Here is a 13857-nt window from a genome sequence, read left to right on the forward strand (position 1 = left end):
TTTTCGGGGCGCTATCGCAATCGCAGGAAGCGGTTTGGACTCCGGCTCAATTTGATTGCGGGTCTACTCAATTTTGAACTGGCACAAGCCACTTGATTCATGCAGGAGGTCTATTCTGCATTGCCTAAACCATGGGACGCAAATGGGATGGTTAATTGACCCCGAAGAGCAAACCATTTTTGTCTATCTACCGCAACAACAACTCACCGTCTTTGATGAACCCACACAAATTTTGCCCTGTCCTGGTTTTGCGAAGGATCTCAGCTTAACGGTGGAAACCCTTTGGGGTTGGTTATCTGAGTGAATCCCTCCCAGGTTATCGATCTCGGGAATCCTGGAATCTAGGATGGGAGTCCAGTGGCATCATTCTGGAAAGTTCCGCGATCGCACATCTTCTGAAAAAGCTTGCACCGCTTGGCCGATCGTTTCCCGCAAATTGACATAGGACTTGGCAAAGGGTGGCTTCCAATCTCCCATACCCAACACATCCGTCGTCACCAACACTTGCCCATCACAGCGATTTCCAGCACCAATGCCGATCGTTGGAATGGATAATTTTTCGGTAATCGTTTGAGCCAGATCAGCAGGAATATGTTCCAAGATGATCGAAAACGCTCCCGCCTGCTCTAGGGCGATCGCCTCCTCCAGAATTCTTGCCCCTTCTGCATCGGTCTTGCCCTGCTGCTTAAAGCCCAACTGCCGCACCGATTGCGGTGTGAGGCCCACATGACCCATCACCGGAATCCCCGCCCGCACCAAGCGAGCCACCGTATCCGCCATTTCCGGGTAGCCGCCTTCCAGCTTGACGGCATGAACGCCCGTTTCCTTGAGCGCCCGCCCCGCCGATCGCATCGCCTGCTGCCAGCCTTCCTGGTAGCTCATGAATGGCAAATCCATGACCAAAAACGAATGCTTCACCCCCCGTCGCACCGCTTTGGCATGGTGCAGCATTTCCTCCAACGTCACAGGCAGCGTTGTTTCATACCCCAAAGCCACCATCGCCAAGGAATCACCAATGAGAATTAAATCCACTTCAGCTTGATCTAAAATCTGTGCGATCGCGTAATCCCAAGCAGTTAACGCCGTAATCGGTCGTCCTTGCTGTTTCCATTGGGCCAAGTGCTGAAGCGTAACGGGCATGGGACAAGTTCCAAAGTGGAGTGCAAAAAGTCTTTGACCAAGATAGCAAAGGTTCACGATCATCTGTTGCGTAGCAGTTATCCAGAGCACTCTTTAGCGCGCCCGTCACTCATCCGTCACACTCCAACCCTCCAGAAGCAGAGATCAGCAAGTCTAGTCTGACAAAACTGGAAAACCACCTTAGAAAAACGAAGGGAACCTCCGAAGAGATTCCCTCAGCTAGGAATGACCGATATGCCGTGATGACAAGACTACGGACTCCGAGACAACCAGAACCCTCTTCCTAGCTAGCTCTTAAGGGCCGTACCCAACCTCTCAGGAAGTAGTACAGCGACGTGAGGGACTCGCCAACCACCTTAGTACTGATATTGAGCGCATCCATACTCGGCAAAAAGTCCGACACCATTAGATTTCGCTCAATCAGGTCGCGACCTTTCGCTCGTTGTGCCAGGGAGCCTTTGGGCGGAATGGTGTAGAAATCCGTAGGACGAGCAATGACTGCAACATTCTGCCCCGTCTGATTGAGTTCATTGGAGAACGTCAAAGCAGTACGACTCATTTCGATCGCGGACGTGACCACCATGACTTGATTGCCGTAGTTAATCCGCCGACTTTCCAGAAGCTTACGGGTATTTTGCGCACTTTCAATCACGGAAGTACTGTCATTATCCTGAATAATCGCGCTACCAGGAATGCCAAACTGACTTTGCAGCAATCGGCTAATATCACTGGCTTCCGAGATGTTGTCAGCGTTGTCGCCTTCTTTCTTCGATCGACCCGGACGTGGCCCTGCACTGACAATGATTAAGGGCGAGTTGAACCGCTCCGCTTGATAGAGTTGCGCAGCGTAAAGAATACGATCGCCTTGCTCCGTCAATTGAACTGGCTGATTGGTCAACAGGCTAAATCGACCTTCTGAAATTTGTTCAGGAGGGCCGAAAATTGCATTTTTCTCCGGAGTCACCGATCCAGCCGGAGGGGCTTCTGTGCGGGGACGCAACTTCAACCGAGTCGTATTTTGTCCCATCAACACAATCACTCGCTGGGCTCCAGCGGGTAATGCTGACGGATCGGGCTGCGAAATTTGAATGGCTTCTAACTCTGTACGTTGAGCAACAAAGTTAGCAAATACGGGCAAGCTAAACAAAATTAATGCTGCCACTGCAATCCGCAGTAACCACTTAGAAGTTGCATTAACGCCTTTATTTTCTGCGTCTCGCCAAACGATCGCCAGAAAAATCAAGATTAATCCCAATGGGTTAAACAGCAGGGAAATAATCTGCCAGATATCGCCTAACAGCCCCTGCTCCGGCGCACCTTTAAAAAAAGTGAGCGCCGCAACCACCACCAGTAGCACCAGCACCAATCCACCCAAAAAAGCTTTGGGTAGCGCTTTGAGGAGAACAAAGCGAGCTGCGAGCGCCACCAAAATCCACAGAAGAACTTGAGTTAAGAGTAGAAATACATCAGTCACCAATAGAAGCATTGAGTCATTCCCTTAGTTGCTGTGATAATCCTCGCGCTGTGTGGGTCTTGCCAAATTGTGCATAAACTACGCCCTAGCAAAGCCGACTATCGCAACTGGTAGAGCCTCTCAAGCAGAAGCAGACCTGACCCCCAACATTGGACGATCGTCCCCCCTAATCCTGGAAGCACCGCAGCGTAGCAGTCCATATCAGTAGCAGTTCATGTCATGAAGCTTGATAGCCCTAAAGCATTAGAGCTAGGCATGGGCTTCTGTGACGAATCAGAAAAGTTGGATTGTGTGAGAATTCACATCTCAAAAAATATGAGAGTTCGCACTTCAAAACAGTCTGAGTTAGCGAGTATGCTACAGCAAGAATTACGAAACGCACGTTTTTTTTAGGGTTCGCCCATCCATCTTTCGCAATAACACCCCAATTTTTTGGTGCCAAAATTCATCTTTTGAGCTAGCCTACTTAGGTTCTATGCAATTCGAACGAGGGTAAAAGCCAGGGGAAAAACCGGACAGCGCTGAACATACGCTTAACGTTTGTTTAAAAAGTTTTGTGCGATGAGGGATTGTGGGTGAGGAGTGCAAAAGTGGTATGCACCCCGTGCGAGGCAAGGTCTGTTCAAAAAGTTCACAGTTCAATCAACAGTTCAATCACTAGTCAATTTGCAGTCAATTCATCAGGAGACGTGCCAGATGGAGTCGGTGGTAGCGATCGCGTTTTTTGCGGTTTTATTGTTCTGGATTTTTCAAGATTTGAAGAAGTAAGTCAGAGATTCTTAAGTCAGAGATTCTACAGATTCGTTGAGCATCCATCCAAATTTAGAGTGAATCCAGATTTAACCGTCCTAGGCTAGAAGATCAATCTAGTTGGTTTTTCTTGCGGAAAGCCCAAAGATGTTATCTGTTTTGTGGGGAGTAACGTAGCGTGGATATCGTGAAACAACCAGCAAAAATTTTAGTCACTGGTGGGGCAGGATACATTGGATCCCATGCAGTGTTAGCCCTACAGCAATCGGGCTATGAGGTCGTGGTTTTAGATAACTTAGTGTACGGCCACGCTGATCTCGTCAAAGACGTTCTCAAAGTAGAACTCGTAATGGGCGATACCAACGATCGGGCCTTGCTGGATCAATTGTTTCAGACCCATACCTTTGCTGCCGTCATGCACTTTGCCGCCTATGCCTATGTAGGCGAGTCCGTTAGCCAGCCCGATAAGTACTATCGCAACAATGTCTTAGGCACGCTGACCTTACTGGAGGCAATGATCGCCGCGAACGTTAAAAAATTTGTTTTTTCCTCCACCTGCGCCACCTATGGTGTGCCTAGCGAGGTTCCCATTCCTGAGGATCATCCCCAATCTCCCATCAACCCCTACGGAGCTACCAAGCTGATGGTGGAAAGGATGCTAACGGATTTCGATCGCGCCTATGATTTACGATCGGTCGCCTTCCGGTATTTCAACGCAGCTGGAGCCGATCCCCAAGGCCGCCTGGGAGAAGATCACCAACCAGAAACCCACCTGATCCCGCTTGTTCTCATGACGGCTTTAGGTCGCCAACCCTCCGTTTCGATCTTTGGCACGGACTATCCCACCCCTGACGGTACCTGCATTCGGGACTATATTCACGTCACGGATCTTGCCCAAGCCCATGTCTTGGGATTGGAATATCTCCTCAAAGGCGGGGCCAGCGATCGGTTTAACCTAGGGAACGGCAATGGGTTTTCTGTGCGGGAAGTCATTGAAACGGCTCGGGCTGTGACTGGACAACCGATTCCTGCCGAAGAACACGATCGTCGTCCTGGAGATCCCCCAGCCCTTGTCGGCAGTAGCGATCGGGCCAGGGAGACTCTAGGCTGGGCACCCCAATATGCAGACTTGCAACAAATCTTGACCCATGCCTGGACTTGGCACCAGACTCGCCATGGGGCAGCCAACCTAACCCCAGAAAAAACTACACTCTAAAAAAACTACACTCTAAAAAAAATCTACACTCTAAGCTGATGGGGAACCGATGAGGGACGATTTAGGGAACCGATAAGGGGCGAATAGGGACTGACTGTACAAGCCCTGTAGAAAACGTGAGAATAAAACCTCAGAATGCAAGTCCTACGCTTCAATGAATACGTGTCCAAAAAGACGCGATCGCAAAGACGTGCCCGTCAAGACAGCCCCTAACTGCCCAATTAACAACCCAATATTCAGTTCAGCGGAACAATGGAAGTAGCAAAAGAATTGGATCCCATGACCTCCGATCGTCCTCATACTCAAGCCCATTCCCCATCACTAGCTCGCTTAGAAGCAATCGTATTGGAAATTGGCGAGGCCGTTTTAGCGACAACGGAAACAGTAGACTGTCTGGCGACCCGTTTAGATGAAATTGCCCAGCAAGTTCAGCAACAGGGATATCAAATCTTTGCCCTCAGTGAAGAAGTTGAAAACCTGACGACGACCCACCAAACCACATTGGAACGCTTGGGCAATCTGACGGAAACCCTTGAACAAATCACCACGTCCTTCCAGAAAGATTAATGGGTAGGACTTGAATGGAGCTTGATTCGTAGGGACAACCTTGGATAGCTAATTTCTCAGCATCCTCAAGATCCGGCAAGACTCGAAGTCCGCGTCAGCCTCGCGATCGAGCAACTGGAATGCGTCATACCGCGAATCCATCCCCTCGATCGAAGGGAATACGTTGCTTGGATCAATTGCCCCATTGGATGAGATCACTGACTGACTGCAGGGAACCATCCTATGATCACTGCACTCAGCATCAGTAAATCCACCGATCTTTTGACACTTCGCCATTGGTTGCTTGGAACCTCACCTGCATCCCTGCATTTGCATAACTGCATCGTGAACCACCATATATCAACCTAACTGGGATTACCAAAAAATCGGAAAAAAGAGATTACCCGAAGGGGTAAGTGTGTGAAATTCACGAAGTGCGGCACACTCTAAAGTTAAGCGGGAAAGTTAGGCGGGAATGTAAGGACAGTGAACCATGACTCTAGCAGACAAGTTAGCTCAGGAATGGCGATCGCAGTTACAGGCAGACCTACCGGGCCACGCAAGTGCCCATGAAGCCATTGTGGCTTGGCTGCTGGGAGAAAACCAAGATCAGTTCGATACCTTTACACATGTCCAATTAGACATTGCTCGCCAAGCAATGGACTATCGGTATCGGATTCTGCGGGATCGCTATCTCAATGCCAGCCCAGAGCGGGCCTATCGCAACTTGATCCAACGCCTTAGTGGTTTATTTTTATTGCGAAATAAAATAAAAACCTGGATTTCTCTATCTCGAGATCGGCAGCGAACAGTAGTGGATGTGTTGCAGGAAGTGATCCAAGAGCTCATGCAACAGGACTCCTATCTGCAACAGCAAACTGCGTGGATCAGCCAGTGCACCACCGATCCCCGGCTACGCAATGCCTTGGTTTTAGCTGCAACTGAGGAATATTGCCTACGCCCCATTCGTAACCAGCCCTTGTTGATGTATCGCTTCGTTAACTACCTGCGCCGATCGCAGCGGGGAGGCATGACCCAGGTGCCTACGGCTGATTTTATCCGCCTGGTATCAGAAGAAGTGAACCCAGATGACGCTGATGGATCCGTTAGCCTGCTAGATGGTCAAGCCATCTCAGACTATCAAGATGCCCAAGCCCAAGCTGAACAGCGGGAAGTTCGGGACGCAGTGGTGGGCAATCTGGCGGCCTATTTAGATGAAAAAGTGGGCCCGGAAGCCTCTGCATGGCTGAAGTTGTACTTACAGGGAAAAACCCAGGAAACGATCGCAGAAGCCTTGAATATGCCCATCAAGCAGGTCTACCGTCTGCGGGAAAAAGTCAGCTACCATGCGACTAAAGTTTTTGCAGCGAAAAAGAAGCCAGAATTGGTTGCAGAATGGCTGGGCAGCTAGATTGTCGGTGATCGGCTCCAAAAATCTTCCTGCGAGATCTCCAGGGAGAGTGTTCTCATCCGGGGCTTGACCCTGTAAACTGTCCCATAGATTCGTGGGCAATCTTAGAATTTCTTGCCATTTCCCAGAGATTTTCTAGCCTGCGCAATCGCACCCTTAGTTTCAGCCAATAGTTTCAGCAGCATCCCTGAAGTTCAGGCGACCTTAATGAAACAGGCAAGCAATCTAAGAGGTTGGTGTATCGGCTTAGGGAGAGAAAGCAGTGGACAAGTTTGCAGCAGAAACACTCAAAGCGATCGCAGAAAAGCTCATCCAAGCCCGAGAAACTCAGGGAATTTCTTTGAATGAGGTGTCTGCTAAAACCTACATTCCGCTGCGGATTTTAAAGGCATTGGAGGCCGCAGAAACCTACAAGCTACCGGAACCCATTTTTGTTCAAGGCTTTATTAAGCGGTATGCCGACTTAGTGGGACTGGATGGCACCGCCATTTCCCACGAATTCCCGCTGGCTCAGACGACGAGTAGCATTCCCAACCCGGTGATCACCCAGGCTCAATCTGTCCCAGTCCGACCATCTGAGCCCTTGATGAAGCCTCCCATTCAGGCTCCTGTCCCGAGCACTTCTCGTAGGGAATCGGGTAGACCCAGCACTTCAAGTTTTGTCACCCCAAATTCTTCAACACCAGCCACCGATCGAGCCAATGTTGCTGCCCCGATCACTGAACCGATCGCCAGCCGAAGCACCGCTCTTCAGGATCTTCCCAGTTCTTGGACGCGATCGCCCGATCGCCCAACGGAACAGACCCATTGGCGACTCCCGATATTGGGCGGCATTCTAGGGGTGGTTCTGCTAGGGAGCATTGTGGTCCTTCTCAGTCACAATCTCACACCTAAGGCCACCACCGAACCCAGCACACCCACGAATGCAACGACGAATTCACCGTCCCCAGCCTCTGAGTCTCAACCGATCACAGCAAAATCCACGTCATCAGCTCCCCCAGCAGCCCCTAGCTCTTCCCCACCAGCACCTCAACCGGGGGCTATCACCGTGAGTCTAAATGTGACCGATGAGAGTTGGGTAGAAGTGGAAGTCGATGGCAAAGTCGAAACTTCCGCCACATTGCCCAAGGGAACCCAAAAAACTTGGTCAGGACAGAAGCAAATTATTGTTTACTCAGGCAATGCCAAGGGCGTTTCCGTTTCCCGAAATCAAGGTGCAGCCAAAGCCTTGGGAACTACAGCTGATCCGAAGGGAATAAAATTCACAGCAGCCGGTGAAAGCCCCCTCTAGCGCAAGCCGAACTCTCGCTTGGCACTCCCCATCACATAGACATTGTTTTTGGCAATCAAGATAAATTGCAATCAAGATAAATTCAGTGTCCATGGAGTTCTCCAGTGGGGAAGTTCTCCGTTACAGGTTCTCGATTAGGCAAGCTATCCCAGTAGGTACAATCCTTAGGGTCAATTCCGTTCAGTACTATCAGCGAGTTCTGACATCGGAAATTTCCTAGGCAGACTGACCTGTACAGGCCACTATTCGGCATGGGGAACTCGGCTTGTATTTCCTTTAGAATTTCTCCAGAACTCTTCCTTGGGTCGGCTCTTTTAGACAGCCCCTCATCCCTTACAATAGTTTGGATTTCTGCACCTCAAGATTAATTGCCATGCCGCGTCGTAATGACCTCAAGAAGATCCTGTTGATTGGCTCGGGCCCGATCGTGATTGGACAGGCTTGCGAGTTTGACTATTCGGGGACGCAGGCATGTAAAGCGCTGCGTGATGAAGGATATGAGGTCATTCTCATCAACTCCAATCCGGCCACAATTATGACGGATCCGGATACCGCTGATCGTACCTACATTGAACCCTTGACGCCCGAACTAGTCGAGCAAGTGATTGCCAAGGAGCGTCCCGAGGCTCTTCTGCCCACCATGGGGGGACAGACTGCCTTAAACCTTGCAGTCACCTTGGCCAAAACGGGTGTTCTGGATCGCTACAACGTTGAACTCATTGGCGCAAAGCTACCCGCGATCGAAATGGCAGAGGATCGCAAACTCTTCAAAGAGGCCATGGAGCGGATCGGCGTTGGCGTCTGCCCCTCTGGCTTGGCAGAAACGATGGAAGAAGCCAAGCGCATCGCCCAGGAAATTGGTAGCTACCCATTGATTATTCGTCCGGCCTTTACTATGGGAGGCACCGGCGGCGGCATCGCCTACAACCAAGAGGAATATGAAGCGATCGCCCAATCCGGGTTAGACGCTAGCCCCGTTTCACAGATTCTGGTTGAAAAATCACTACTGGGCTGGAAGGAATACGAACTGGAAGTCATGCGGGATCTCGCAGATAACGTGGTAATTATCTGTTCGATCGAAAACTTTGACCCCATGGGCGTCCACACTGGCGACTCCATCACCGTTGCTCCGGCGCAAACGCTAACGGATAAGGAATACCAACGGTTACGGGATGCCTCGATTAAAATCATTCGCGAAATTGGCGTTGAAACCGGCGGCTCCAACATTCAATTCTCCGTCAATCCCGACACGGGCGAAGTGATTGTGATTGAGATGAATCCGCGCGTGTCGCGATCGTCGGCCTTGGCCTCGAAGGCGACGGGCTTCCCGATCGCAAAAATGGCGGCGAAGTTAGCCGTGGGCTACACCTTAGATGAAATTCCCAACGACATCACGAAAAAGACGCCCGCCAGCTTTGAACCGACGATCGACTACGTCGTCACCAAAATTCCCCGCTTTGCCTTTGAAAAATTCCCCGGTTCCCAACCCACGCTGACCACGCAGATGAAGTCCGTGGGAGAAGCAATGGCGATCGGGCGGACGTTCCAGGAGTCGTTCCAAAAGGCCCTGCGATCGCTGGAAACGGGTCGAGCGGGCTGGGGCTGCGATCGGGAAGAAACGTTACCCGCGATCGAACAGATCCGAGGCAGCCTACGGACACCCAACCCAGAGCGTGTCTTCAGCCTGCGCCACGCAATGCTGATTGGGATGACCGTTGAGGAAATCCATGAACTGACGGCGATCGATCTCTGGTTCCTGGATAAGTTGCAGGATTTGCTAGAAACGGAGAAATTCCTCAAATCGACTGCTTTAAGCAGCCTCGATAAGGATACCCTGTATGCCATCAAGCGGAAGGGTTTTAGCGATCGGCAAATTGCCTTTGCCACCGGAACCCACGAAGATGAAGTCCGCAGTTATCGCAAATCCCTCGGGGTGATTCCGGTCTACAAAACTGTTGACACCTGCGCGGCGGAATTTGAAGCCCTGACCCCCTACTACTACTCCGCCTACGAAACGGAAACGGAGGTGCGGCCTTCGGATAAGCCCAAAATTATGATTCTGGGTGGGGGACCAAACCGCATTGGGCAGGGGATTGAGTTTGACTATTGCTGTTGCCATGCCTCCTTTGCCTTGCAGGATGACGGCTATGAAACGATTATGGTCAACTCCAACCCGGAAACGGTTTCCACGGACTACGACACCAGCGATCGCCTGTATTTTGAGCCGTTGACCAAGGAAGATGTGCTCAATATTTTGGAGGCAGAAAATCCCAAGGGTGTGATTATCCAATTTGGCGGACAAACGCCGCTGAAGTTGGCAGTCCCGTTGCAACAGTATTTAGCCAGCGATTCTGCAACCGTTGAAACCAAGATTCTAGGCACGTCACCGGATTCGATCGACACTGCCGAAGATCGGGAGCGGTTTGAAAGAATTCTGCGGGAGTTGGACATTAAGCAACCCGCCAACGGCCTCGCCCGCAGTTACGAAGAGGCGAGGGAAGTGGCCAATCGGATTAGCTATCCGGTGGTGGTGCGGCCTAGTTACGTGCTGGGCGGTCGAGCCATGGAGATTGTCTATTCCGATGCGGAGTTGGAACGCTACATGGTCTACGCCGTGCAGGTGGAGCCGGATCACCCGATTTTGATCGATAAGTTTTTGGAAAATGCGATCGAGGTGGATGTGGACGCGATCGCCGACGCCACGGGGCAGGTAGTCATTGGCGGCGTCATGGAGCACATTGAACAGGCGGGGATTCACTCGGGAGATTCCGCCTGTTCCATTCCCACGGTTTCCTTACCCGATAACGTGCTGACGCAAATTCGCACTTGGACAATCCAACTGGCTAAGGCCCTCAAAGTGGTGGGCTTAATGAATATTCAGTTTGCGGTGCAAGGCGACCAGGTTTATATCCTAGAAGCCAACCCCCGCGCCTCGCGGACAGTTCCGTTTGTGTCTAAAGCGATCGGCAAACCGTTAGCTAAGTTAGCAGCACGGATCATGTCTGGGAAAACGCTAGCAGAATTGGATCTTACATCGGAAATTATTCCAACCCATATTTCGGTGAAGGAAGCAGTCTTGCCCTTTGAAAAATTTGCGGGAACGGATACGATCCTAGGCCCGGAAATGCGATCGACGGGCGAGGTCATGGGCATTGATAGCAACTTTGGAACAGCCTATGCCAAGGCGGAATTGGGCGCGAGTCAACGGCTACCCCGCGAAGGCATGGTCTTTGTTTCGACCAATAATCGGGACAAAGGGCTGGTGGTGTCAGTGGTGCAGGAGTTTATTGATCTGGGCTTCAAGATCGTGGCTACCAGCGGCACACGCCAAGTGCTGAAGGAGCACGGGTTAGAGGTGGAGTTGGTTTATAAACTCCATGAGGGACGGCCCCATGTACTGGATTGGATTAAGAATGGTCAAATTCAATTGATTATCAACACGCCCTCGGGAGAAGAGGCGCAATCCGATGGACGCACGATTCGGCGGGCGGCGCTGATGTATAAAATCCCGATCGTGACGACGATCGCCGGAGCTAAGGCCACGGCAGCAGCCATTCGATCGATGCAATCCCAGAGCTTGGCCGTCAAAGCGTTGCAGGATTATTTTTAAGGGCTAGAGCGGTTTAATCTTGAACCGGGCAAGTTACAAGTCAATTACAAGTTAGCAAAGAGGCTGGGGCCAGCATCACACGATCGCGCCCCAGTCTTTTTGCTTGATAGAGGGCTTGGTCAGCCCGGTCAAACAATTGCACCAAGGTTTCCTGGCGTTGCAGCACTGCCACCCCAAAGGAGGCGGTAACGTGACCTACCTCCGGGATGGGGTGATTAGCGATGACGGTTCTCAGCCGGTCTGCGAGATGCATCAACTCCGTTTCAGTTTCTCCAGGCACGATGACTAAAAATTCTTCGCCGCCCCAACGACTGAGGATATCCTGTTTGCGCAAATGGCTTTGGCAAGATTGGGCGATCGCTTGCAGCACCTGATCGCCGACTAAATGACCATAGCGATCGTTGACTTGTTTAAAGTGATCGACATCGCAGAGAATGATACCGATCGAGGACTCCGGCTGTTCAAATAAGTTTTGAAGGAATTTTTCACCCGCCCTACGGTTAAAGATTCCAGTAAGTCCATCCTTTTCAGCAACCTCCTTAAAATGCAACCGTTCAAGATAAAGTTTAAAAACAGCATCCTGAAGCTGAGAGTAAAAAAGGAGCAACATAAAGTTAATTGCCATGGAAGGCAATAGCGTAATTGCTAGATCAATGCCACGGGGAGTCAATAACTCTGACAGATGGAACCCAAAATAAATTCCTATCGGTGCAGCGATCGCGATCCAAAGAACAATGGCTAACTGTATGGCTCGCTGAGGCCGAAGAAAGATGACAATCCCCGCAATCAGCAGAAACAGTCCCGACGAAATGGGCGGAAAGGTATCCACCAAGCGTCGATCGGGATGTATCCAGGCATCCATGAGAAAGAAGTATTCCGGTAGCAGAAAAATTAAGCAACTCCAGCCCAACGTGAGTTTGATGACGAGGGGGAGTTGCTGAGGCACTTTCAGCAGGTACAGCAAAAGGCTGATGCAAAAGACAACGGTGGCGGGTGGAATGACCCTCGACAGGAAGTGTGGCTGGGGTTCAAAGGCGTGGAGAACTGTTGCCAGCAGTCCTGCAAGGGCCATAACCATTAGGATGAAAATGGAGGCTTTGCGCTTGAGGGCATCTGTGGAATCGTCTGCTTGAAAGATCATAAGAGTCATCCTAAAACTGAATTCAAGATAGACAAATTATCCAGTTTTTGACCCCAAATGATTCAGACAATCTCAAATCAAATGATTAAACGAGGAGTACACTTTAATGAAAAGAGAATTAAAAGTGCAAAGTTCTCTGTGATTCAATTCAGTGAGGTTTTTTCTCATTTAGTCTTTTTTCAATTACCATAACTTGTTTATTGCTTAGTCTTTATTGATCTTCAAAGTGACTTCATAGTCATTGGGTGAAATGACTTTCCCACTGTGTCGATCGGGGCTGAGTTTGGACAACCGAATGGTATAGCCACGGTATTTCACAACTTGTTCTCTTTCTACCGTATTCAAAATTGCAGTTGTTATCTTGCGTTTGCGCTGGAGTTTTAACTTCACTTCTGCATTGCCTGCCCAATAACAATTAACTTCGATCGGACAGCGACTATCTGTTAACACTGAGTCAAACGTTAGCTTAATTGGACTCTGCGAAAGCACGACTTCCTGCCCTGGCTTGAGGAGCAATTCTGAATCGATCGGAACTGCATTGACCCGCAAGGCCACAAACATCCAACTCAAGCAAAAAATTATCACGAGTGCAATCGTCTTTTTCATAGAGGCTTTTTTGTACGTAGGCAACCTTAGCTTATGCATAACTGTAAGAGCTTATGCACACCTAATAAGTTAGAACCTGCAAGTTAGAACCTGAATACACGTTAAAACTCCAGAACCGCATTAGGTAATGAGAGCGATCGTAATTTTCTACATCATCTTAATATAATTTTTTATTATAATATAGTTATTAAATATAATCAAAATTAATGTTTAAATGTATTATTCTGTACTTTTCGCTACAGTTTTTTAGCTGCTATAGTAGGTTTAGAAGAAAACAGTTAGGAGAAAATAAGATGTCTACCCAAGAACGTGCTCGGGCTTTGATGGTTAACCAACGGCAAAATCTGCGTAACCGGAAACAGTGCATGACTAGCCGCTATGCCTCCGGTCTAGGGCTGTCTACGGATACCGTAGGTTCCTTGAATCAAGTAGAAGGCGATATCTATCGCGCAGTTTACAATCGAGGCCAAGTGGGGTTGAACTAAGCAACTTTGGCAATATGCCTAACTTTAGAAATTAGCAAACGATGAGTTAGAGTTGGGGCGAATTTAGAGTTGATCACAAATACAGTCCTTTGCTTGGCCGATCGATACAGCAGCCCATAGCAGAACAGGTTTCAGGTGTTGTATCTGTTCCTTGTCGTTAGGCAATCCACTGTAATGCGTGACTAAA

11 protein-coding genes are annotated in these 13857 nt (G+C 49.8%); 7 read left to right on the forward strand and 4 right to left on the reverse strand.

From position 1 onward, the window contains the following. Positions 1-73: 73 nt before the first annotated feature. On the forward strand, positions 74-304 hold the full coding sequence (locus ACN4EG_RS05615; RefSeq protein ID WP_431628288.1) for a Uma2 family endonuclease: 231 nt from the start codon (positions 74-76) through the stop codon (positions 302-304). Between the two features lie 59 nt (positions 305-363). Here ACN4EG_RS05615 and panB read toward each other — a convergent pair whose 3' ends face one another. Both panB and ACN4EG_RS05625 read right to left on the reverse strand, forming a co-directional pair. Continuing rightward, positions 364-1140, reverse strand: a complete 777-nt coding sequence (panB, locus tag ACN4EG_RS05620) for a 3-methyl-2-oxobutanoate hydroxymethyltransferase (protein WP_431628289.1) — start codon at positions 1138-1140, stop codon at positions 364-366. A 283-nt stretch (positions 1141-1423) separates the two neighbouring features. Further along, positions 1424-2626 carry a YdcF family protein gene (locus tag ACN4EG_RS05625; RefSeq protein ID WP_431628290.1) on the reverse strand — a complete coding sequence of 401 codons (1203 nt, stop codon included), beginning with the start codon at positions 2624-2626 and terminating at the stop codon, positions 1424-1426. Positions 2627-3542: 916 nt separating this feature from the next. On the opposite strand from ACN4EG_RS05625, the gene galE reads away from it, so the two are divergent. The 5 genes from galE (at position 3543) to carB (ending at position 11438) form a co-directional block, all read left to right on the forward strand. After that, positions 3543-4580 (forward strand): UDP-glucose 4-epimerase GalE, encoded by a 1038-nt coding sequence (galE, locus tag ACN4EG_RS05630; protein ID WP_431628291.1) that lies wholly within the window; start codon positions 3543-3545, stop codon positions 4578-4580. Between the two features lie 252 nt (positions 4581-4832). Continuing rightward, entirely contained in the window at positions 4833-5147 is a 315-nt protein-coding gene (locus tag ACN4EG_RS05635; RefSeq protein ID WP_431628292.1) for a hypothetical protein, read from the forward strand. Between the two features lie 472 nt (positions 5148-5619). Continuing rightward, a complete protein-coding gene (locus ACN4EG_RS05640) occupies positions 5620-6537 on the forward strand; it encodes a HetZ-related protein 2 (RefSeq protein WP_431628293.1) in 918 nt (305 codons plus the stop codon). 262 nt (positions 6538-6799) lie between these two features. Further along, a complete protein-coding gene (locus ACN4EG_RS05645; protein ID WP_431628294.1) occupies positions 6800-7828 on the forward strand; it encodes a helix-turn-helix domain-containing protein in 1029 nt (342 codons plus the stop codon). 373 nt (positions 7829-8201) lie between these two features. Next, positions 8202-11438, forward strand: a complete 3237-nt coding sequence (gene carB, locus ACN4EG_RS05650; protein ID WP_431628295.1) for a carbamoyl-phosphate synthase large subunit — start codon at positions 8202-8204, stop codon at positions 11436-11438. Positions 11439-11478: 40 nt separating this feature from the next. On the opposite strand, the gene ACN4EG_RS05655 is transcribed toward carB, so the two are convergent. Further along, positions 11479-12579, reverse strand: coding sequence for a GGDEF domain-containing protein (locus ACN4EG_RS05655; RefSeq protein WP_431628297.1), 1101 nt, complete (start codon positions 12577-12579; stop codon positions 11479-11481). Positions 12580-12783: 204 nt separating this feature from the next. Next, on the reverse strand, positions 12784-13185 hold the full coding sequence (locus tag ACN4EG_RS05660) for a hypothetical protein (protein WP_431628298.1): 402 nt from the start codon (positions 13183-13185) through the stop codon (positions 12784-12786). Positions 13186-13478: 293 nt separating this feature from the next. Here ACN4EG_RS05660 and ACN4EG_RS05665 point away from each other — a divergent pair, with 293 nt between their 5' ends. Next, entirely contained in the window at positions 13479-13670 is a 192-nt protein-coding gene (locus ACN4EG_RS05665) for a hypothetical protein (RefSeq protein ID WP_431628299.1), read from the forward strand. Positions 13671-13857: the final 187 nt, after the last annotated feature.

The sequence above is a fragment of the Alkalinema pantanalense CENA528 genome (genome assembly GCF_050753345.1).
GTDB classification, from domain to species: domain Bacteria; phylum Cyanobacteriota; class Cyanobacteriia; order Leptolyngbyales; family Leptolyngbyaceae; genus Alkalinema; species Alkalinema pantanalense.